The organism is Streptococcus panodentis (assembly GCF_017884005.1).
Classification (GTDB): domain Bacteria; phylum Bacillota; class Bacilli; order Lactobacillales; family Streptococcaceae; genus Streptococcus; species Streptococcus panodentis.
Genome location: NZ_QFAY01000026.1, coordinates 19,982 through 39,769 on the forward strand (window position 1 = coordinate 19,982; position 19,788 = coordinate 39,769).

At 45.8% G+C, this 19,788-nt stretch carries 23 protein-coding genes and 1 pseudogene; 2 read left to right on the plus strand and 22 right to left on the minus strand.

The features are described 5' to 3' along the window. Positions 1-2: 2 nt before the first annotated feature. From DHL47_RS10900 to miaA, 14 genes and pseudogenes are all read right to left on the minus strand, one after another. Positions 3-938 carry a glycosyltransferase family 2 protein gene (locus DHL47_RS10900; protein ID WP_209551895.1) on the minus strand — a complete coding sequence of 312 codons (936 nt, stop codon included), beginning with the start codon at positions 936-938 and terminating at the stop codon, positions 3-5. After that, a complete protein-coding gene (gene cps2T / locus DHL47_RS10905) occupies positions 935-2,083 on the minus strand; it encodes a beta 1-4 rhamnosyltransferase Cps2T (RefSeq protein ID WP_209551896.1) in 1,149 nt (382 codons plus the stop codon). The genes DHL47_RS10900 and cps2T overlap by 4 nt, the downstream gene beginning before the upstream one ends. A 110-nt stretch (positions 2,084-2,193) precedes the next feature. Continuing rightward, a complete protein-coding gene (gene rfbD / locus DHL47_RS10910; protein WP_209551897.1) occupies positions 2,194-3,045 on the minus strand; it encodes a dTDP-4-dehydrorhamnose reductase in 852 nt (283 codons plus the stop codon). A 419-nt stretch (positions 3,046-3,464) separates the two neighbouring features. Then, positions 3,465-4,277, minus strand: a complete 813-nt coding sequence (locus DHL47_RS10915; RefSeq protein WP_209551898.1) for an alpha/beta fold hydrolase — start codon at positions 4,275-4,277, stop codon at positions 3,465-3,467. Positions 4,278-4,297: 20 nt separating this feature from the next. After that, the gene (locus tag DHL47_RS10920; protein WP_209551899.1) at positions 4,298-5,506 is read right to left on the minus strand and encodes an alpha/beta hydrolase family protein; all 1,209 of its coding nucleotides are present in this window, start codon (positions 5,504-5,506) and stop codon (positions 4,298-4,300) included. Continuing rightward, a complete protein-coding gene (locus tag DHL47_RS10925; RefSeq protein ID WP_128836330.1) occupies positions 5,493-5,957 on the minus strand; it encodes a MarR family transcriptional regulator in 465 nt (154 codons plus the stop codon). Before DHL47_RS10925 ends, DHL47_RS10920 begins: the two co-directional genes overlap by 14 nt. Before the next feature lie 448 nt (positions 5,958-6,405). Then, a pseudogene (locus DHL47_RS10930) lies at positions 6,406-6,824 on the minus strand (GNAT family N-acetyltransferase). A gap of 4 nt (positions 6,825-6,828) precedes the next feature. Further along, entirely contained in the window at positions 6,829-7,863 is a 1,035-nt protein-coding gene (locus tag DHL47_RS10935) for an acyltransferase family protein (protein WP_209551900.1), read from the minus strand. A gap of 138 nt (positions 7,864-8,001) precedes the next feature. After that, positions 8,002-8,733 (minus strand): class I SAM-dependent methyltransferase, encoded by a 732-nt coding sequence (locus DHL47_RS10940; protein WP_209551911.1) that lies wholly within the window; start codon positions 8,731-8,733, stop codon positions 8,002-8,004. A 20-nt stretch (positions 8,734-8,753) separates the two neighbouring features. Beyond that, positions 8,754-9,509: an SDR family NAD(P)-dependent oxidoreductase gene (locus DHL47_RS10945; RefSeq protein ID WP_128836057.1), complete on the minus strand. Its 756-nt coding sequence runs from the start codon at positions 9,507-9,509 to the stop codon at positions 8,754-8,756. Next, positions 9,506-10,435, minus strand: a complete 930-nt coding sequence (rnz, locus tag DHL47_RS10950; RefSeq protein ID WP_128836055.1) for a ribonuclease Z — start codon at positions 10,433-10,435, stop codon at positions 9,506-9,508. The genes DHL47_RS10945 and rnz overlap by 4 nt, the downstream gene beginning before the upstream one ends. 10 nt (positions 10,436-10,445) lie before the next feature. Continuing rightward, a complete protein-coding gene (locus DHL47_RS10955) occupies positions 10,446-11,069 on the minus strand; it encodes a cystathionine beta-lyase (RefSeq protein ID WP_209551901.1) in 624 nt (207 codons plus the stop codon). After that, on the minus strand, positions 11,062-12,300 hold the full coding sequence (gene hflX, locus DHL47_RS10960; protein ID WP_209551902.1) for a GTPase HflX: 1,239 nt from the start codon (positions 12,298-12,300) through the stop codon (positions 11,062-11,064). Before hflX ends, DHL47_RS10955 begins: the two co-directional genes overlap by 8 nt. Positions 12,301-12,391: 91 nt before the next feature. Continuing rightward, positions 12,392-13,285, minus strand: a complete 894-nt coding sequence (miaA, locus tag DHL47_RS10965) for a tRNA (adenosine(37)-N6)-dimethylallyltransferase MiaA (protein ID WP_128836048.1) — start codon at positions 13,283-13,285, stop codon at positions 12,392-12,394. 130 nt (positions 13,286-13,415) lie between these two features. Between miaA and DHL47_RS10970 the strand changes: the two genes are divergently transcribed. Next, complete coding sequence (locus tag DHL47_RS10970; protein WP_125331339.1) at positions 13,416-13,586, plus strand: DUF3042 family protein; 171 nt, start codon at positions 13,416-13,418, stop codon at positions 13,584-13,586. 67 nt (positions 13,587-13,653) lie between these two features. Continuing rightward, on the plus strand, positions 13,654-13,971 hold the full coding sequence (locus tag DHL47_RS10975; protein WP_209551903.1) for a hypothetical protein: 318 nt from the start codon (positions 13,654-13,656) through the stop codon (positions 13,969-13,971). Between the two features lie 132 nt (positions 13,972-14,103). Here DHL47_RS10975 and DHL47_RS10980 read toward each other — a convergent pair whose 3' ends face one another. From DHL47_RS10980 to DHL47_RS11015, 8 genes are all read right to left on the minus strand, one after another. Continuing rightward, complete coding sequence (locus tag DHL47_RS10980) at positions 14,104-14,271, minus strand: hypothetical protein (RefSeq protein WP_164828391.1); 168 nt, start codon at positions 14,269-14,271, stop codon at positions 14,104-14,106. Between the two features lie 57 nt (positions 14,272-14,328). Further along, positions 14,329-14,487, minus strand: a complete 159-nt coding sequence (locus tag DHL47_RS10985) for a hypothetical protein (RefSeq protein WP_209551904.1) — start codon at positions 14,485-14,487, stop codon at positions 14,329-14,331. Positions 14,488-14,787: 300 nt separating this feature from the next. Further along, positions 14,788-15,186, minus strand: coding sequence for an immunity protein (locus DHL47_RS10990; protein WP_209551905.1), 399 nt, complete (start codon positions 15,184-15,186; stop codon positions 14,788-14,790). 38 nt (positions 15,187-15,224) lie between these two features. Further along, complete coding sequence (locus DHL47_RS10995) at positions 15,225-15,464, minus strand: Blp family class II bacteriocin (RefSeq protein ID WP_209551906.1); 240 nt, start codon at positions 15,462-15,464, stop codon at positions 15,225-15,227. A gap of 223 nt (positions 15,465-15,687) precedes the next feature. Continuing rightward, entirely contained in the window at positions 15,688-16,353 is a 666-nt protein-coding gene (locus DHL47_RS11000; protein ID WP_209551907.1) for a CPBP family intramembrane glutamic endopeptidase, read from the minus strand. 574 nt (positions 16,354-16,927) lie between these two features. Then, the gene (locus DHL47_RS11005; RefSeq protein WP_209551908.1) at positions 16,928-18,088 is read right to left on the minus strand and encodes an ABC transporter permease; all 1,161 of its coding nucleotides are present in this window, start codon (positions 18,086-18,088) and stop codon (positions 16,928-16,930) included. Continuing rightward, positions 18,088-18,948, minus strand: a complete 861-nt coding sequence (locus tag DHL47_RS11010; protein WP_209551909.1) for an ABC transporter ATP-binding protein — start codon at positions 18,946-18,948, stop codon at positions 18,088-18,090. The genes DHL47_RS11005 and DHL47_RS11010 overlap by 1 nt, the downstream gene beginning before the upstream one ends. Positions 18,949-19,339: 391 nt before the next feature. Beyond that, entirely contained in the window at positions 19,340-19,651 is a 312-nt protein-coding gene (locus DHL47_RS11015) for a hypothetical protein (RefSeq protein ID WP_209551910.1), read from the minus strand. Positions 19,652-19,788 lie beyond the last annotated feature (137 nt).

A 19,788-nucleotide genomic window follows, 5' to 3' on the forward strand; every position in this document is an offset into this window, starting at 1 on the left:
GATTACTCCTTATAAGCAAATTTTGTGAGGATGAGGGTCCTAAAGACAAACGTATGGAAAGCGCGGTTTTTGCGGTAGTGGTAATGATGCAGCCGCCGCCAGCGTTCCCTGAAGGGAACGTCCATGATGGTCACAAAATTTTCAATAATTTCTTTATTTTCAGCCGTTAAGGGCTGGCTGAGCAGGTTTCTGGCCTGAGTCTGGCTGGCCCGAATCAGCTTCCAGTATTTATCAAAGAGAACATGGGGATGCAGCCAGTTTTTCATGCGCTTGCGCAGAGTGCGGGCCCCCAAGACATTATTGGCATGCTGGCGGTAGAGTTCGCTGGGCCTGTCAAGATAGACCAGCCGGCCAAAGGCAGCTGCCAGAAGAGCCAGATACCAATCATGCATCAGCAGCTCATGTGCCTCCTGCCCGGTCCACAGCTGGGCCAAGGCATGGTTAATCATCGACACGCCGCCCGTCACTGTATTTTCCGTCAGCTCCTGAATGAGGCTGGTATTGGCGTGGTCGGACTGGGTCCGAATCATGCTTTCATGCAGGACATTGAGCTCTTGGTCCACTACTTTCAGATCCGTATAGACCAAAAGAGGCTGGCTGCTGTCATAGTCCGCTGCCTGAGCCAGCTGCATTTCCAGCTTGTCCGGCAGCCAGACATCATCCTGGTCGCTGAAAAAATAGAAGTCTGCCGGCTCGTATTTCAGCAGGCTGTAAAAACTCTGGATTACCCCCAGGTTTTCATGGCTGTCTCGGTTGATAAAGGCAATCCGGCTGTCTTTTTGACAGAAATCTTCAATGATTGAGCGGGTCGCATCCTTGGAGCCGTCATCGCGGATCAGGAGCTGCCAATCGCTGCAGGTCTGCTCCCGAATGCTTTCGATCTGCTCTGCCAGAAACTGCTCGCCGTTGTATGTGGAGAGAAGAATGCTCACTTTCATGATAAAAATAAATCCTCGTATTCACCCACAATTTTTTCCCAGGTGTAGTTTTCTTTCATATTTTCTTTGGCCGCCTGACCCAGCTGGGCAAAGTCCGTTTGACCATCCACTTGATCAATCAGTGCAGCCAGCTGCCCTTCTTCTTTCTGCCAGTAGAGGGCCGTGTCTTTAGCGACCTGATGGTTGAAATCAACGTCCAATACCAAATTGGCATCCGTCTGAGCCAGAGCTTCCAGAAGACCCGGATTGGTGCCTCCGACCTCGTGGCCGTGCAGGTAGGCAAAGGCCTGATTGCGGATGTACTTGAGCAGATTTTGATCATAGACCGTCCCAACAAACTTGATCCGAGGGTCTCGGTCAAAGCCCGTTTCTTGCCTGAGCACTTCAAAATAGGGATTGCCCTCATGATTGCAGATAATCAGCAAGTCACGCTGGGTCTGGGATTTCATAAATTCCCGAATGATGGTTTCATAGTTATTTTCCGGCACAAAGCGGCCGACGATGAGGTAATAGCCCTTTTCCTTGCTGTCCCACTTTTCAAAGAAGACTCTGACCTTTCCTTCGTTTTCTGTCAGGTTGGACAGGTAAAGATCGGTCCCATAGGCGATACAAGTCGTCTGAGACCAAGGATAAGCCTTTTGGATGTAGCTTTCAATGCCTAGATTGTCCGCAATGACAAGGTCTGCATGCTTGGTCATGACCTTTTCTGAATACTTGAGATAGGCCTGGACCGGCTTGGACCACTTGGCCCGCTTCCACTCCAAGCCATCAGGATTGATAAAAAAGATACCGCCAGCCTGATGGATACGACGGGCAAAAGGAAGCATGAAAGCACCCATGGTATTGCCAAGAATGTAGAAGATAGGCTGCTCAATCTGCTGTTGCTTAGCAAACTTGAGGGCATAAGATACAGCCATCATATCATAGGCAATCACACGGGCAGGCCCCAGCTTAGGGGCCTTGACTGTGAAACAGTCCGCACCCTTATAATCGACATGATGAAAGGCTTCATCATCTGATAAACAGGCCACATGATACTGGATGTGAGGAGAAATTTTATTCTCCACCAGCTGTTGGACAAAGGTTTCAAATCCCCCATATTTAGCAGGAAGTCCCCGACTTCCGATGATGAAGACATGTTTCATGGTTTTCCTCAATTCAAGATTTTACAATCCATTCTATTATATCATTTTCTGAGTTGTTTGTATAACCAGAGGTGAAAAAAAGCAGCCCAAAAGCCGCTTCATCTTATCTGTTATTGCTGCCCCTGTCTGTAAAACTCTTTCAGAGCATCCTGCCAGGTCGGAATGACAAAGCCCGTTGCCTTGGCCTTGGTCAGGCTCATGGTCGAGTTGAAAGGCCGCTTGGCCTTGGCTGGGAATTTGCTGGAGTCAACTGGCTGCACGTCTACATCGGTATCTTTGAGGATTTCCACCGCAAAATCATACCAGGTTGTGTCTTCTGCTGCATCATTGGACAGGTGATAATAGCCGAATTCCTTTTGATTTTCTGCCAAGAAGGTCATAAATTCAGCCAGCGTCCGGGTCCAAGTCGGGCGGCCGTGCTGGTCATTGACGACAGTCAGGGTCTTGTGAGTCTTGGCCAGATTCTGCATGGTGAAGACAAAGTTCTTGCCATAATTGCCAAAGACCCAAGCCGTCCGGATGATGTAGAAACGGCTGGAATATTTCTCTACCAGCTCCTCACCCATGCGTTTGGTGCGGCCGTACTCGGTCTGAGGTGCCGGCTGATCATCCACTTCCCACTCCTGACCGACAGGCTTATCGCCGTCAAAGACATAGTCGGTAGAGATATAGACCAGGGTTGCCCCATGCGCTTCTGCTGCCTTGGCTACATTTTCCGTACCGGTGACATTGATAGCATAATCCAGCTCCTTGCCCTCGTCTTCTGCTGCATCCACTGCCGTATAGGCTGCGCAGTGATAAACCAAGCTGGGCTTGACTTCCGCAAAGACCCTGTCCACCATCTGAGCATCGGTAATGTCCATTTCTGCCACGTCAACCGCTACATACTCCTCCTTGCGCTCATCCAAAAGATAGCGCAGTTCCGTTCCCAGCTGACCATTGGCTCCAGTAATTAAAATCATTTGTTTGTCCTTTCAGTCATAAACATTCAATACCTCATTATACCAAAAAAAGCAGAAAAAAAGAAGCCAGAAAAACTGCCCTTGGAAATGAACTGTCCATTCCACAACAATGGGCCAAAATCAAACAAGGACAAGAAATCGCTCAGAAATTCTGGGGATAAGTAAAGAGGCTGGACAAAAAGTTCAGCCTTTTGAACCCGAATGGGGAAAACAGATTGACGCAGTGGTTGGGAGAGGTTCTGTTGACTTTCGTCAACTAGAATCTCCCCTATACAGTTCATTAGGTGCTTTAGCGCCAACGAACCACTGCTAATTGTCATCTTCGTTCGCTTTTTAAGCTCCAAAGATGACCGAATCAACTGTGCGGGAGTAGGAAGACGAACTCTTTTTATTTATTTGGAGTTCTTTCCCACTCTCTTTTATATTGTTTTGATTCTCCTCAGCCAATTTTCTGCCAAGGCAGTAAACAATTCTTCTTGATCGATTTGAGCATTGTGTCCAGCAACATCCAGCACAGCATAGGTCGCTCTCGGATAATCGTGCAACAAATCAGCCAACTGCTGAAAACCAACGATTTGGTCTTGTTTTCCTGCAATAAAGAGACTGGGGTTATCATAACCATGGCTCTGAATTTCTTGATCTGGATCAAAAGACAAGGCATAATTTTCCTGTAATTTTTGAATAAAAGGAAGATTCATCATCCGAAGACTATAAAGGATCTCTTTTTCAAAACGTTGATAGGTTTTCTCCGTTTGTAAAATCGCCACGCTAAAGAACTCTTCATCTTTGCCTGTCATATCAAAGCTAGGCTCACTCACAACTACATCACTTTCTGGCAAGATTCGATCTTTGATATAGGGCTTAGTCACTGGACAAATCAATAGCAGCCCCTCCACTTGAGCCATTTTCCTAGCCAAAATTCCTCGCGAAAGATAACCACCGTAGGATTCGCCTGCCAATAAAAAGGGGCTCGAGCCAATGACATCATCAATAAAATGCAGAAGCAAGTTCAAAATCGCGTCTGCACTTGCAAAGGCAGCGTTGGCGTCCGACCGCCCCATACCGGGCAAGTCAATATAAATCCTCTTATAACCAGCTTGCCGCTCAAAAATTGGCTCCATACAGCCTTCCATCAATTCTGATGAACAACCCAAACCATGAATCAGTAAAACGGGCTTGCCCTGCCCCATCACTTTATAATATAATTTTTGCTCTTGATAAAGATAAAACATTTCGTCTCCATTTTTTCATTTTATATTCCTTTTTCAAAAATTTGATTTAGCCAATCCAGCACTACCTGATTCATCAAGCGCAGATGGTTGACTTGGCAGTGGGCATCAGCCGCACTTTCTCTATCAAATTCCCAGACAGTGACTGGAATGCCTCTTTCTGACAGGCTTTTTTCTAATTCTCTTGCCTGCCTGAGCAACTCTGGACTTTCTCCTGAACCTACTAGGAATAGGGATGGAACCGCAATTTTTTCTTTGTCTACCGTCTGAGCTTTGGCCATCACTTGATCAATCGCTTGGCGGAAATTTTCTGTTCCAAATTGCCAAGCATATTTTTTAAGGTTCATCTCTGCCACTTCGTTAAAGTTGCCGGCCATTTCCCCGATGAACTGCAAAAGAGGACCCGGTACACGCAAAGCAGCTTTGAAAGAAGATTGAAAGACAGCCTTTATATCATAAATCGGTGTCGAAGCAATCCAAGCTTTAATTCGCGGATCCTTTTCAACTGCCTGAGCGGTAAAATAACCCCCGCCACTTAACCCCATGATGGCAATCTGATCTGACGGTGCCTCATACCAGTCTAAAACAGCCGAAATAGCTTGCCCCGCCTCCACTGTAAAGGTCTGACCATGCGCAGGATTATTTCCTTGCCCAGGTAAATCTACCATTAGCACATTATAATCTGCCTGCCAAGCAGCATAGCCCAGAAAGTAAAACAAATCAACACGGCCTGTATCACCGCCGCCAACAACCATCACCGTTGGCTGATTTTCTTTCTTGCTTTTTAGTTCATATCCTGGCAAGGTCTGATTCTCATAAGGCAGAGCAATTTCTTGCAAGGGAAGATTAATCAATTGTGCTGCTTTGAAAAAATAATCTTCCATCAATTGGTAATTTGTTTGATAAGCAGACTGATTAGGATCGGCAAACTGCAGACTAGCTCTCAGAGAGTAGCAAGCAGCAAAATATTGCTGAGCCGCTGTCCGATAATAGGCTTTCTTTTGCATTTCCTGAGCCTGCTTCGATAAATAGAGAGCATGTCTGCGAAAGGATCCCCTCCAATCCTTGGGCTTTCCATTTCTGATTTGATCAGCAATCAGGAGCACTTCTGCTGCACTCATCCCCATCTGCTGACCAATTCCCATGACCCAGTTCAGCATAAAATCCATATCTTTATTGCTGTATTTGATTTTCTGCTCCTGACGCTTTAGGATTTCTTCACTCTTTTTCATTCGCAATTCCTCCGCTAAACTCTGCAGCAATGGCCATAACCGCCTGATCCAATTTTGCATACAGATCGGCCACATCGGAAAATTCCTGCGCATATTGGGCATCCTCTTGGTGCCAAAGCGCCGCCTGCTCAAATAACACTCTCATGCCCTGCAAGACCTGCATGCGCTGCATCAGATAATCCACAATGCCATATAAATGCAAGATGATTTTTCGCTCCCTGCTGCCTTCTTGCTTTTGATTGTAAAGAAGCTTTTTTTCCTCCAAGGCGCGCAAAGCAAGGCTGGCACTGGCTTTGGACAAAGCCAATTCATTTATCATTCGCTTAAAAGTCACCTTCCCCCTGCCCTCAACAATTAAAAAAGAAAGAATCAGTGCTTGATTCTGTGGAAAATCCAAGCCAGTAAAAACCTGTGAAAGCTCTGACAGCTTTTGAGATCCTTCTTTATCCATTTCAATCTCCTTTCGTTGGTTCGGTTTTGTATGAACTAAACTAATTATAGCATAGATGAAAAGAGAAGACAAGAAAGGATGGAAAAACAGCTTGATTTTTTAGTATTTTTGACCTTCCAGCAGTAAAATAGCGAGGAATACTGAAAATTGGCCAAGAACTAGCATATGTTTTCAAAACTGATACCCTTCGAAAATCTCTTCAAACCACGTCAGCATCGCCTTGCTGAGGCTGGGGATAAGGGGAAGGCAGTTCCCGACTTTCGTCAAACTGTTAAAGGTTGTGGATAAGGGGGCTGGGGCAAAAGTGTTTCAGCCTCGCTTTGTTTTGGTAAAAAATTCTTGACGCGGCAGATCGCTGCTATCCTGTCTGCTGATAATTTCCATTGAGTATTAAGCTTCAAAAAAACGAAAAAAACCAGCAGTTTAATCCTGCCAGTTTTCATTTCCGTCATTCTGCTTTGTTTGGTGCATAAATCATGCCGGTGCAGTTGAAATCCTCCTGCCGGCGAAAACCCAGCGCTTGGTAAAAGGACAGATTCTTGTCCGATTGCTCCGTTGCCAGCTGAATCTGGTAGACATCCCTGAATGTTTCCAGCGTTTGCTCAAGGAGTCTGCGGCCGATGCCCTGACGCTGATAGCGGGGAAGCACCAGCAAATCCTGAATAAAGACAATGGTTGCGCCATCACCGACTGCTCGAATCAGGCCAACCAGCTCATCTTCGTCATAAGCTGCCAATACAAACAAGGACTGACTGAGAGCCCGCTCCAAATGCTGCGGAGCTCGATATAATTGCTCCAACCGACCGATTCATACAATTTCAAGACAGGCGCTAAGGTCAGCTGGGGGGCTTTTTTATACTGGATCATAGTTCTAACTCCTTTTATAAATTTGGGGATGCTGCAGCCTGATCAAAACCTCTGCCGTCACATGCGTCAGCAGCAGGGTGATGAAAAATACAAACCTTCCCTTGTCCCACGGTGAAAAATCGGTTCCTTTCAGGAAGTAGAAAGCACCTTCGATAAAGATAGGATGCAGGAAAAAATAGAGAACACTTAACTGCTTGAGATGGCGGAGTTGACAGCCTAGGCCTATCCTGGTGCGCAGCACCCAATTCACCAAAAAGAGGGAAAAAGGCAGCAAGCCCAAGAAAAAATTCTTATCCACCCCTTGATGCAGAAAAACAATCACACCATCAAGCATAAGAAACATGACGGACCAAATCAGCTTTTTGACATAGGATTTTTTGAAGAAATCCGTCTGCCAGCAATCATACAGCACATAGCCCAGATAGATAAACACCGGTGTGTAAAAAATCCCATTTCTCGTCGTAAAGAAAAGCTTGGCATAGCCGTCATAGAGCTGCGTCAGCCAGCTTCCGGCAAAATAGCCATAATAGGTCTCCACAGAGCCTATGAGATAGAGGAGCAGCAGGAATACCCCTGTCTTTTTCGGACCCCATTTTTTATAGAAAAAGTGAACCAGCAAGAGCCCTAAGAGAAAGGCCGGTATGTACCAAAGCTGGTAGCAGAGACCGATATAGAGAAAGCCGGCGGCCAGAGCCAGAGGAGCATAGTATTTGTCAATGGGCAGCGACCAAAAATAGAGCAGGGCATAGGGGGTATAGAGGACGCTCCACAGCAGGTAATGCCTTAGAATCCGCTGTATATAAGACTTGAGACTGCCCTTTTTGGCCAGATAGGCCCTGAGCAAATAAGCAGAGGAAATCAGAAAGAAAGGGACTGCCATACGGCCGAACATGCTTTTTTGCGTGAAATGCAGCAGGTCATTGGCAAAAAGCCTCTGGCAGTGGACCAGAATGACCGAAATGGATGCCAGATACTGGAAAATGCTGAGCATGGCATAGTTAATCGGCTGCTCCTGCCCGGCTCTCTCTCTTTTCAACATCAGCAAGTCTCCTTACACACTTGAATCAAGCTCATACTCTTTAAAAATCTAAGATGGCTGCGGGAAGCTTTTTTGATGAACCCTAGATCTATCTGCATCGGTTTGTTCTGACATCTTTGATTTTCTTTGCATGTCAAATCACCTACCCTCCACCAGAGCAGCATCCTTTTTCAGCCAAAAGTGCTGAAAAGCGGCGATGTCACGGTAGGGAGAACGGTCATAAACTGCCTTCTCCACGGCCAGCATTTGCTGGGCCCAGCCGGGCTGGGTCTTGAAGCTGTTATCCTGCAGGCCGTAGAAAATCCGCAGTCCCTGATAATGCTCTGTCTGCAGGGGCAGGTCTGCTATCAGGTCATCCAGCTGATAAAGCTTGGCCTCCCCCATGCTGTGAGTCTGGTAATTTTCACCAGCCAGCAGCCGCAGGGCCTTGTCCGCATCCGCTTCAAAAACGGCTATGTGCAGAATGCGGCCGACTTCATGATGCTTGACCAGAGAAAGCTGTCCGCCCTCCCTGAGCAGCCGGGAGCATTCCTGCAGGCAGGCTTTTGGGTCGGGCACATACTCCAAAACATTGTGGCAGACGATGGCATCAAAAGACTGGTCTGGCAATTTGTGCAGAAGGTCCAAGCTGCCCTGCAATTGCTCATAGGAAAAGTCCTGCCGGCGCTCCGCAATCATGGCTCCGTCAGGCTCAACTGCTACAACTTCATTTTTTTCTGCTAAAAAATTAGCCACAATGCCAAAGCCGCTGCCGAAATCAAGGATCCGCTGTCCTTTTAAGTCTTCTAATTGTCTAAATAGAATATCATAGTAAATCTTCCCCCAAGGCTGTTCTAAATGATTTTTATAGGCTTGCAGGTTCATAGACAGTCCTTTCTTTTTCCCTCAGTTTATTTATAGTTAAACATCTTAGAGGCCATTTTATCAGCCATTCGCGGAAAAAGTGTGTAGAGCTTGTGAGCTAGATTGAGAATGCCCGGCAGATTGATTTCCCGCTTCTTTTTCCCAAAAGAGCTGACAATCCTGCCTGCAACAAAGTCGGGCTCTAAGATATACTTGTCCACGGCTTTGACGTAGGTGCCGTCCGGATCCGCCTGATCGAAAAAAGCAGTCCGGATTGGCCCTGGATTGACCGTGGTGACAGTGACCCCAAAAGGCAGCAGCTCCAGCCGCAGGGCATTGGAAAAGCCAATGGCCGCAAACTTGGTCGCTGAATACAGACTGGACTTGGCACTGGCGATAAGACCGGCCATGCTGACAATATTGACAATGTGACCTTGACCTGCCTGCTTCATGCGGGCTCCGAAGAGACGGGACAGATTCATGAGGGCAAAGGTATTGACCTCAAACATGGCCTCTATATCACTGGAAGTAATCTTGTCAAATTCCTCAAAAATTCCGTAACCAGCATTGTTGACCAGCACATCGACAGGGCCATACTGGCGGTCAATCCGCTCCGCAAAGCTTTCCAAGGCTGCACTGTCGGTAATATCCAGCTCTACCAAGTCCAGATTTTCCTGCTGGCCGTAAATCTCCTCCAGCTTAGACCTGCTGCGGCCGACCAGAATCAGGCGGTCATGAGGCAACAGCTTGACCATTTCCTGAGCCAGACCGCCGCTGGCACCGGTGATAACAATCGTTCTCATATCTCCACCTCTTCCAAGTCCTTGACAATGTGCACTGGCTCAAAAATACTGCCGGCATCACGCCGCATTTGGCTAATATCTTTCGATAGGAAACGGGCGCTGATGTGATTGAGGAGGAGACGCTTGGCGCCGGCTTCCCTAGCTACTTCTGCCGCCTGCATATTGGTGGAATGGCCGTGGCTGCGGGCGATTTTTTCGTCTCCCTTGCCATAGGTGGCTTCATGGACCAGCACATCTGCTGCCACAGCCAGACGGACACTGGCTGCAGTCTTGCGGGTATCGCCCAGAATGGCAAGTGTCTTGCCCGGTCGGGGCGGCGAAATATAGTCCGCTGCAATAATCTCGGTGCCGTCCTCTAAGACAATATCCTGACCGTTCTTGACCTGGCCAAAAAGCGGACCAAAGGGAACACCCGCTGCCCGCAGCTTGTCCGCATCCAGCGTCCCTTCCAAGTCTTTCTGCATAATGCGGTAGCCCACGCAGAAAATGGTATGATCCAGCTTATCAGCATAAACGGTGAATTTATCCGTTTCCAAAATCTTGCCCAGACTGCCCTCGTCAAACTCATGGAAATGAATCCGATAAGGCAGGCGGGAGCCCGACACGCGCAGACTGGACAGGACAAAGTTCTTGATGCCGCTGGGGCCGTAAATGTCAATATCTGTCTGCTCTTCATTGGCCTGAAAAGAGCGGCTGGACAGAAAGCCCGGCAGGCCGAAAATATGGTCGCCATGCAGGTGGGTGATGAAAATCCTGCTGATCTTGCGGGGCTTGATGGTTGTCTCCAAGATCTGGTGCTGGGTGCCTTCGCCGCAGTCAAACATCCAGACTTCATTGATTTCCTCCAAGAGCTTGAGGACGAGACTGGAGACATTGCGGGCCTTAGACGGCTGACCGGCTCCGGTTCCTAAAAATTGTAATTGCATGTGCTTCTTTCTAAATGATATAAATCATGGCAGAGCGATTCTGCGAGTGATAGTATTTTCTGCCAGAGTAGGTCTGAGCCAGCTGGCTGACTTCGTCTTGATTGTAGCCGACTACTCTCTGGCGGCCGTCCGCCAGCTGCTGCCAGTCGGTCAAGGCAGTCAGCGCCTGACTGTCCAGAACTGGAGATGCCTCCTCAAGCGGCTTCATATAGATTCTCCCTGCCTCCTCATAGACCAGATACTGGGGAAAGACCTGGGCGATCTCAAAGAGCAGCGCTGGCGTCACCGGCTCTGCCTGCTCCGCAAAGACCAAGCCAAGCTCCGCGCCTTCATAGCAAAATCCATAGGACTTACCCGATAGGTTGAGGCGGATAAAGGGCTTGCTTTCTGCAAAGCTGGGCTCTGGATTCCATAAGTTCAGCGCTTGGCTGATTTCCAGAAAATAAGCTGTCGCGGCCTCTGGACTTTTCTTTTGGTAAAGCTCAGCAAAGTAAGCATTGATAACACTGGGCGGCGGCGTGATAAAGGTCAGCCGCTGCTCCTCTGTCAGACCCGCCAGCACCCGCTCCAGATAGACCCTGTCTAGGCTGGTAAAGCCGCCATAGCGCAGGGCTAAGTCTATATAATCAGTCATAAAATTCTTCCAATTTCCACTTATTTTTCTCAGCAATCCAGCCCGAAATCGCTTCGACATCGTCTATGTATTCCCGCTTGCCAATGATGGCTGCTTTCTCCAAATCATGAATCTTGTATGCCTTGGCTGGAACGACCCTTATAGTAAAAGGCAGAAAGAGCTCTTTCATCCTCTCCAGCAGGACCTGCTGCAGGACAGCTCTGCTATTGTCCGCCTTAGCAGAGATCAAGGAATAGGGGGTTAGGGTCGGGGTGAAATTCTCAGCCTTATCTGCTTTATTATAGAGGGTCAGCCGGGGAATGTCCAGCATGTCCAAGTCCTTCATGATGTCCAGCACGGTCTTTTCATGCTCCTCATGATGAGGGTCGCTGGCATCGATGACATGGACCAGCAGATCGACATTCCTGCTTTCTTCCAGCGTAGACTTGAAGCTGGACACCAGCTCTGTCGGCAAATCCTGAATGAAACCAACCGTATCGGTCAGAGTAACATTGAGCTGACCGCTCAGGTTGATGCTCTTGGTCGTGGCATCCAGTGTAGCAAAGAGCTCGTCTGCCTCATACTGACTCTTGCTGGTCAGGCAGTTCATGATGGTGGACTTGCCGGCATTGGTATAGCCGATGAGGCCGATTTTGAAAATGCTGGATTCCAGCCGCTTTTCACGAACAGTCGCGCGATTTTTCTCCACCGCTTTCAGCTGACGCTCGATATCATGGATCTGATTGCGAACGCTGCGGCGGTTGAGCTCCAGCTGGCTTTCTCCCGGACCGCGGGAGCCAATGCCTCCCGCCTGCCGGCTGAGCATGATGCCCTGACCAACCAGGCGGGGCAGGAGGTATTTGAGCTGGGCCAGATGGACCTGCAGCTTGCCTTCGTGACTCCTCGCCCGCATGGCAAAAATATCCAAAATCAGCTGCATGCGGTCAATGACCTTGACCCCCAGACTTTCCTCCAGATTGACATTCTGACGGGGTGTCAGGCGGTTATTGACAATGACGGTTGAGATCTCCTCGGCCTCGACCATCTGGCGGATTTCTTCTAACTTGCCGGAGCCGACAAAGATCCTGCTGTCGTACTTTTCCCGCTTTTGGCTGTAAGAGCCGATGACCTCAGCTCCTGCCGTCTTGGCCAGACTGGCCAGCTCCTCCATGGATAGGTCAAAATGTTCCGTGTCGGCCAGCTCCACACCGACCAGAAAGACACGCTCTGTTTTTTTCTCTGTTTCTATCATCTTACTCTAATTCTATTTTAGATTTATTGCACTTTCGCACGTGGCAGCGGAGGCCAGCGGTATTCTGCAGGCTTCCCTGACCAGCTGAGACTCACAGCCGCTCCCGCTCCAGAAAGCGCCTGATGTCCTGCATAATCTGCTCTTGGCAGTCTGGCTCGCCCACCTGATAAAAAGCGGCCTTCATCCGATTGCGAAACCAAGTCAGCTGGCGCTTGGCAAAGCGGCGGGTGTTCTGCTTGAGCCTGGCCACTGCCTCTTCTAAGCTCATCTGGCCGGCAAAATAGGGGAAAAATTCCTTGTAGCCAATGCCGCGGCTGGCCTGGACATCAGGATAGCTGTCATAGAGCCAGCGGGCTTCTTCCAGCAGGCCGGCTTCCAGCATGTGATCCACCCGCTGGTTGATCCGCTCATAGAGCCGCTCCCGCTCGTCATCCAGGCAAATGAGCAGGGCTTCATAGTCTGGCTGGCTGTTTTCCAGCCGGCCGCCTAGATGAGCAATCTCCAGCGCCCTCATAGCCCGCCTGCGGTTAATCTGGGGAATGTCCAAGCCCAGCTCTGCTATTTTTCCGAACAAAGCCTCATCCGACCAAGTATCCAGCTGCGCCCGATAGGCCAGAATCTCCTCATGGGGGACCTGGCCGCCCAGATGATAGCCCTCCAGCAGGCTCTGGATATAAAGGCCGGTTCCGCCGGCGATGATGGGCAGCCTGCCCCGCCTATGGATGTCGGCAATGGCCGCCTTGGCCTCCGTCACAAAGTCAAAAGCCGAATAGGACTGGTCGGCGTCTCGCACATTCAGCAGATGATGGGGAATGCCCTCCTGCTCGGTCTCAGTCACCTTAGCCGTCCCAATATCCAGCCCGCGGTAGACCTGCTGGCTGTCGCCGCTGATGACTTCGCCCTTAAAGCGCTTTGCCAGCTCAATACTCAGGGCCGTTTTCCCGACTGCAGTCGGCCCCAAAATCACAATTATTTTGGTTTTCATCTTTTTTCCTTGAAAAAATTTTGTTTTTTCGTTACTATTAATTATAACATAAATAAGAACCTGTGTTCACAGATGATTTTTCCAGCTGTGAATGCAGCTTCCCATCAAAGTTCAGAAAAGGAGTATTCTCATGGCTAAAGGATTTGGAAAAGGCGTTCTTACAGGTGTTGCTGCTACTGTCGCTGCTGTAGCAGGTGCAGTCTATGCTGTCAAGAAAAAAGTCATCGAACCTGAAGAACAAAAAGCGGCTTTCATCGAAGAAAACCGTAAAAAAGCTGCTCGCAGACGTGTGTCTCACTAAGCTGTCCTTAAGTATTAAAGGTCTGGAATACTCCAGGCTTTTTCTTATACAAAAAACAGCAGACCTTATGACTGCTGTTTTAGGGGGACGATTTTTAAAAGAGAGATTTTCTCTCTGCTGGCCCAATGCCGTGGGAACTGAGGGTATAGGCGCTCAAGAGAAGCAGCTCCAAGAGTCCCATGCAAAACAAGCCATTGATATCCTGCCCGCCAGACTGCCAGATGAGCAAGGCAGAGATAAGCAAAATAAAGAAATAGTAAAATTTCTGGCGCTTGATATAGGTCCAAAAGAGGATAAAACTCTGACGGCCGCTAATCTGTGGCTTGCCTCTACTTGCCGCATACCAGATGATAAACGCCTCTGCCAAGCAGAAAACAAGAAATAGAAAGACAAAAGCTGGCAAGCGGGTTTTCCAAAAGAAGCCCTGTCGCTGTCAGTAAAGAGAGAGCCAATACCAGTGCTGCTACTGTCCGTCTCGTATTTGTCATGACAATCCACTCCTTCCTTGCCGCCAAACTCAGAGCCAATCAAAGTATTTAAAGTAAATGGAACCTAGCACAGCGGCCAGAGGCAAAGGCAGCAGGACGAAAATGAGACTCTTCTCCCCGCAGAGCCAACGTACCAGAAAGAGGATGGCGAAAAATGCGATAATAAAACCGATTGCGATATAATGTCTTGTTTTCATGAAAACACCTCATTTTATAATTTTTGAAAATAGGAAAGACCGCCAGCCATTTCCCTGCTAGATAATCAAATCCGACAGGAAGACCCGCAGGACACAGATGAGAATGTGCCTGATTTGCTGCTTGTTATAGCGAAAGGCATCCTTTAAAAACGATGCCAGAAGCAGGAGGAAGAAACACTCCAGCCCGACTTTAAGGAAAATAGGAACCATAATCATTTACTTTCTACGAACATAAATAACCGTCAGCAGAGAATTTAAAACTAAAAGTCCAGCCATCACCGGGTATTTATAGGGGGTGACTAAGAAGTTTACCAACAAAATAGACACCGAGAGAAATAAAATAGAAAATCTTATTTTACTTTTCATGATCGATTCCCTCGCCTTATTTCCCCCTCAGTATAGCACTTTCCGCTAGGTTTGAGGGACAAATTTCATAAATGGTCGCTATTTACTCCTAAACAGTCATTTTAATAAAAAAGACAGCAAACACATCAAAGTGAATGCTATCTAACAAGCCTATTTATTTTTACTTTCATACCTCCTAGCATACCTAGCTCCCCAGACGAGCAGGACAAATAAAACGAAGAGTAAAATTGTTGAAATCAAGGCAATTAGTTTCTGAAATTCATCGCCGACTGTTATCAGACGATAGGCAGCAAAAAGAAGCATGAAAAGAGTCAGAATGGTAAAGAAAGTTTGTCCTGATACTGCTGAAATCCTATTCCCTGACTCTGATTTGTTGATAAAGTAAAGATTTAAAAATATATTACTTAGCAGGAATAAGGTAAAGCAAGACTGGACAAGAATAGGTGCTTTAAAGATTTCTCCACTGAAAAGCACAACTAGGATAGCTAGTCCAGGAAGCTGGGCTGTTAAAAATCTTATCAAAAGCTTGTTTTTAAATAATTTCCTCATCTTTTTTCCCCCCTTGGCTTAAAGTCAATATTGATAGACTAACCGCAGTAAAATGCTCCTCCGATTCCTCCTATAATTCCTCCAACTGCTCCCGTTCCAATCGCAAAAGGACCGAGATAGATAGTTGATCCAGCAGCCATACCGTATCCTTCCATTGCTCCCATCGCAATACTTCCAGCACAAGAGACTGCTTTGCCCCAATCAACACCGCCACCTTCAACGGCAGCCAGCATGTTTTCGTCCATCACATCAAATTGTGAAATTGTTTGTGTAGTCATGAGATGACTCCTTTCGTAAAATGCGAGAGATTAAAGAAAATATCTCATAGATTTTTTCTTTAGTCCAAGTTTGAGTGAACTTGTTTAGTCTCATTGCAACTCGACAACTAGAGTATAGCACTTTATTCCAAGCTTGAGGGGCAAAATTCATAAATGGTCCCTATTTACTCCTAAACAGTCATTTTTAATCAAAAACAGCACTTGCTGGAGACAAATGCTGGTTTTATTTAAAGAGCAAAGTCAAAATTGTAATTGCCAAATTATAGAGCGCATGAGAGAAAATTGGCCAGCGAATATCTCGATTTTTCCAGTAAATATAAGAAAAGCAAATACCAGAAATCATCATTAGATAGGTTTTAATGGATAAAAAATCATAAGTATGAGCAAAAGCAAAGAGAAAAGCGCATGACAGGATACTAACTATCGCCTGCTTTGGAAAATGCTGCAATAAATACTCTTGGAAAATGCCTCGAAAAAGTAATTCTTCTGATGCAGGAGCTAGAAAATGCAAAGAGATGAAGATAAGCAAAAAATTTTTTGAAAATAGAACATTTTCTATCGTATGTCTGCTGCTCATATCTAAATCAACATGAAAAATACCTGCTAAAATCAGATTAATCACTATTTCAAGTCCTAGCACTAATAAGGTCAAAGAAAAAACTTTAAACAAAGATAAGGGATTCAAACGAGCAGGAATGGATTCAATTTTCATATGGGCTCGAAATTTCCAAAGGATAAAATACAAGAAACTCCCCAAACCAAGTAAAATCGGCATTCGTAACCAATCGTTTATTCCTTTTGTAAAAACTGCTAAAGTCAAGGGAATTTGCAATAGGACACTTGCAAATAGAATACCTAAAATAAATAGGAAGATTTTAAAAACTTTCATTACAACCTCCACGAGTATAATTCCCTATAATAAAAGCAAAAAGTCATTTATCCTTTCTAAAATATAACAAAAAATTAGCTATCATAAGAAGGAGAAAATAAGCAACAGCTATTATTTTAGAAAACTCCCATAAATGGACAGAAAATATAAATGCAAATACGGTCATGGTTAACGCTATTAATTTATTATGCTTCATACGAGAAAATCCTTTAATATCTGCAGCAAATCCAAAGCAATGCTTTGAGAAATTATCTAGTCTTCTTTTAAATGATCAATATTCGGCATAGGAGGCTCAACATACTTCCAACCGTCAAATAGAAAACCTAGGATAACAACTAAAAAATAAATGATTAAATATTTCTTTTTTCGCATCATAGATACTCCCTTGCCCCCTTTTGTTTATTTTTGGTATACCTTAGCGACACCTAGAGTATAGCACTTTCCTCTGGGTTTGAGGGGCAAAAATCATGAATGGTCGCTATTTACTCCTAAATGGTTATTTCCCGCAAAATAAAAACCCGCTGACACTCTTGCACAGAGAGAAAGCGGGTTTTCAAGCTATTTCACCGCCGAACTAAATGCCTCTTTTTCGGACGATGCGATAAGTGGCAAAGCAGCACACAAACACGAGGAGCAGTCTGATCACCATAATGGCCACCCCATTAGAAGTAAAATCATCGAAGAAGAAGCCCTTGCTGCTGGATAGTTTTAGTAAAATTCCTTCTATCTCGTTGGTAGATACGGAAAAAATGGTCAATAGTTTATTGATTACACCATTTCTGAAAATATTCATCAAAAAGTCTGGAGCCAAGAAGATACCGACGGAGGTCGCGAAAGTGACTAGAGTGGACTTTGTCAAACTGGATATCAGCACTGTTAAAGCAACCATAAAGAGCAAGCCTACAAACTGGTAGACAATGAGATGGATTAGCAATTCCAACAAATTCATCTGAATAGGGAATTGCAAAATGTTATAGGTGATATTAATCCAATATAAGTTCATCTGCACACTAGTATCTCCTCCACTCCAGCCAAAATACCAAGTGAATACGGATAGAACAATGGCATAAACTATCAAAAATATAAGGATACTGACTCCAAAAACAGTCAGAAATTTTGAAGCCGTCAGCCTGTTTCTGCCATATTTAGTCGTTAAGATTAAGGAATTCATTTTTTTAGCTGCATCCCCTGAAAATACAGGCGAACATATATAGATAAACAAAACAATTACCAGCGAAAAAGCACTGCCCAGCATGGTATACAGCTGATTCCAGGAAGCATAGTTACCTAACTTTAAGCTCTTTAACGGCAGAGCTGAGCCCAACTCCTTTTGCGATTTGAGCTTGACATTTTCATAGTGTAAGACCTCATCCGATTGATAAGTTTCAGGCAAGATCTCACGTCCATTTGACACAAGCCGGTCAATGGTATCCCATGAAAATATGTCGTATATATTATTATCCTTGAGATAAGGCATCCTTGCAGCATAGTCATTGACAATTTTCTCCATCAGATCATCGGATAGATAACCAGTATGTTCTTCTGCTATCTTTCCTTGTATCTGAGCTGCCTCTCTTCCGTGAATGCGATCAGTAGAAACACCGCTCAACTGACCATCAGAAAAAAATGTAGGATAAAACATCCCAGCCAGAACCAGAATGCTAACCAAAATAGCACCTAAAACTGATTTCTTTTTGAATAGTTTTTTCAACTCAAAGGGAACTAAAGCTTTCATCAGACTGCCTCCTCTCTAAAGTGGTAAATGTATAGGTCTTCCAGACTCGGTACGGCCTGCCTAGCATTTTCAGCCGGAGCCTTTGCACTGATGACTCGCAGGACCACACCGTCTGGCTCCACTCTTTCATTGACTATCACATAGTCCTGAGAAAGTCGCTGCCAGTCACTTTCCGAAAGACGGAATTCCCAAACCTGATCCTCAATGGGCGAAAGAAGGTCTCTTGCACTGCCTCTTTCGATGAAGTTTCCGTCTTTTAAGATGAGGATTTCCTTGGCGATAGCCTCAACATCCGACACGATATGCGTGGACAAGAGAATGATTTTGTCAGCCGACAGTTCACTGATGATATTCCTGAATTTGACCCTTTCCTTGGGATCCAGCCCCACGGTCGGTTCATCTAGGATTAATATTTTCGGATCATTGAGCAGGGCCTGCGCAATACCTAGTCTTTGCTTCATCCCACCAGAATAGGAGGCAATCTTCTTTTTCCGTACATCATAGAGGCCAACGAGCTTTAAGAGTCTGCCGCTCTCTTCCACTGCTGCTTTCTTCGCCATCCCCTTTAGCACAGCCATGTATAGAAGGAAATCAAGCCCCGTAAAACTAGGGTAGTAAGAAAAATTTTGGGGTAAAAGTCCAATATACTGGATATAATCCTCTGCGTGCGCCAAGTCGTCAAATTTTATTCTTCCTTGGCTTGGTTTGATGAGATTACAAATGATATTCATTAAGGTTGTCTTACCCGTACCATTTGCCCCAAGCAAGCCATAAACTCCTTCTGTAAATTCACAGGAAATATTCTTCAGCACAGACTTAGAACCGTAGCTCTTGCTAATGCCTATCATTTCTAATTTCATTAGGATTCCTCCTTGTAATATCTGCAGCAAACCCAAAGCAATGCTTTGAGAAATTATCTAGTCTTCTTTCAAATGATCAACATTTGGCATAGGAGGCTCAACATACTTCCAACCGCCAAATATAGAACCTAGGATAATGACTAAAAAATAAATGATTAAATATTTCTTTTTTCGCATCATAGATACTCCCTTGCCCCTTTTGTTTATTTTTGGCATACCTTCATTACACCCTCAGTATAGCACTTTCCCTATAAATTGGAAGAGCAAAATCATGAATGGTAGCTATTTACTCCTAAATGGTCATTTTTTATCAAAAATAGCACTTGACAAGAGTCAATACTGCATATTTTAGACTAAAATTAATCTTCAAATAGAGAAATAACATCTCAGTTTAATCACCATATCTCCTACTTATTTTTTGGTCTATTACATTATTCATAGGAAGGATTTGAGCGTTTGCACCGTCTGCCTCTTTGCTGACAATTTCCCCAGTAGGAGCCTGGCTTCTAGTTTGACCTTCCTGACTGGCCGACGATTTGACGGCTGAGGATGGAGACGCCTGGCTTGGATTTTCTTGATTTTGCGGGTCTGGATTTCCTTGGTCTCCTGGATGTTCTTGATAGAGATAGTCGTATAATTGCTGGTCTGTCAATCCTCCGCCTGCCCAGCCTGATAGCAACTGAACCATCTGTATTGTACTCAAACTTGTAACCTCAAAAACGGCCTTAACCCCTTGCACTATCTAGGTTTAGAGTACAAAAACAGCATAACCCCTTCAAAATCGTGTATACTAAAAGTGCAAAATCCAACACACACGATCAGAAAGGTTATGCCATGTCT

Coding starts and splice junctions, on each gene's coding strand:
- DHL47_RS10900 (WP_209551895.1), bottom strand. CDS start 938: ATGAAAGTGAGCATTCTTCTCTCCACATACAACGGCGAGCAGTTTCTG.
- cps2T (WP_209551896.1), bottom strand. CDS start 2,083: ATGAAACATGTCTTCATCATCGGAAGTCGGGGACTTCCTGCTAAATAT.
- rfbD (WP_209551897.1), bottom strand. CDS start 3,045: ATGATTTTAATTACTGGAGCCAATGGTCAGCTGGGAACGGAACTGCGC.
- DHL47_RS10915 (WP_209551898.1), bottom strand. CDS start 4,277: ATGTTTTATCTTTATCAAGAGCAAAAATTATATTATAAAGTGATGGGG.
- DHL47_RS10920 (WP_209551899.1), bottom strand. CDS start 5,506: ATGAAAAAGAGTGAAGAAATCCTAAAGCGTCAGGAGCAGAAAATCAAA.
- DHL47_RS10925 (WP_128836330.1), bottom strand. CDS start 5,957: ATGGATAAAGAAGGATCTCAAAAGCTGTCAGAGCTTTCACAGGTTTTT.
- DHL47_RS10935 (WP_209551900.1), bottom strand. CDS start 7,863: ATGTTGAAAAGAGAGAGAGCCGGGCAGGAGCAGCCGATTAACTATGCC.
- DHL47_RS10945 (WP_128836057.1), bottom strand. CDS start 9,509: ATGAGAACGATTGTTATCACCGGTGCCAGCGGCGGTCTGGCTCAGGAA.
- rnz (WP_128836055.1), bottom strand. CDS start 10,435: ATGCAATTACAATTTTTAGGAACCGGAGCCGGTCAGCCGTCTAAGGCC.
- DHL47_RS10955 (WP_209551901.1), bottom strand. CDS start 11,069: ATGACTGATTATATAGACTTAGCCCTGCGCTATGGCGGCTTTACCAGC.
- hflX (WP_209551902.1), bottom strand. CDS start 12,300: ATGATAGAAACAGAGAAAAAAACAGAGCGTGTCTTTCTGGTCGGTGTG.
- miaA (WP_128836048.1), bottom strand. CDS start 13,285: ATGAAAACCAAAATAATTGTGATTTTGGGGCCGACTGCAGTCGGGAAA.
- DHL47_RS10970 (WP_125331339.1), top strand. CDS start 13,416: ATGGCTAAAGGATTTGGAAAAGGCGTTCTTACAGGTGTTGCTGCTACT.
- DHL47_RS10975 (WP_209551903.1), top strand. CDS start 13,654: ATGACTGCTGTTTTAGGGGGACGATTTTTAAAAGAGAGATTTTCTCTC.
- DHL47_RS10980 (WP_164828391.1), bottom strand. CDS start 14,271: ATGAAAACAAGACATTATATCGCAATCGGTTTTATTATCGCATTTTTC.
- DHL47_RS10985 (WP_209551904.1), bottom strand. CDS start 14,487: ATGATTATGGTTCCTATTTTCCTTAAAGTCGGGCTGGAGTGTTTCTTC.
- DHL47_RS10990 (WP_209551905.1), bottom strand. CDS start 15,186: ATGAGGAAATTATTTAAAAACAAGCTTTTGATAAGATTTTTAACAGCC.
- DHL47_RS10995 (WP_209551906.1), bottom strand. CDS start 15,464: ATGACTACACAAACAATTTCACAATTTGATGTGATGGACGAAAACATG.
- DHL47_RS11000 (WP_209551907.1), bottom strand. CDS start 16,353: ATGAAAGTTTTTAAAATCTTCCTATTTATTTTAGGTATTCTATTTGCA.
- DHL47_RS11005 (WP_209551908.1), bottom strand. CDS start 18,088: ATGAAAGCTTTAGTTCCCTTTGAGTTGAAAAAACTATTCAAAAAGAAA.
- DHL47_RS11010 (WP_209551909.1), bottom strand. CDS start 18,948: ATGAAATTAGAAATGATAGGCATTAGCAAGAGCTACGGTTCTAAGTCT.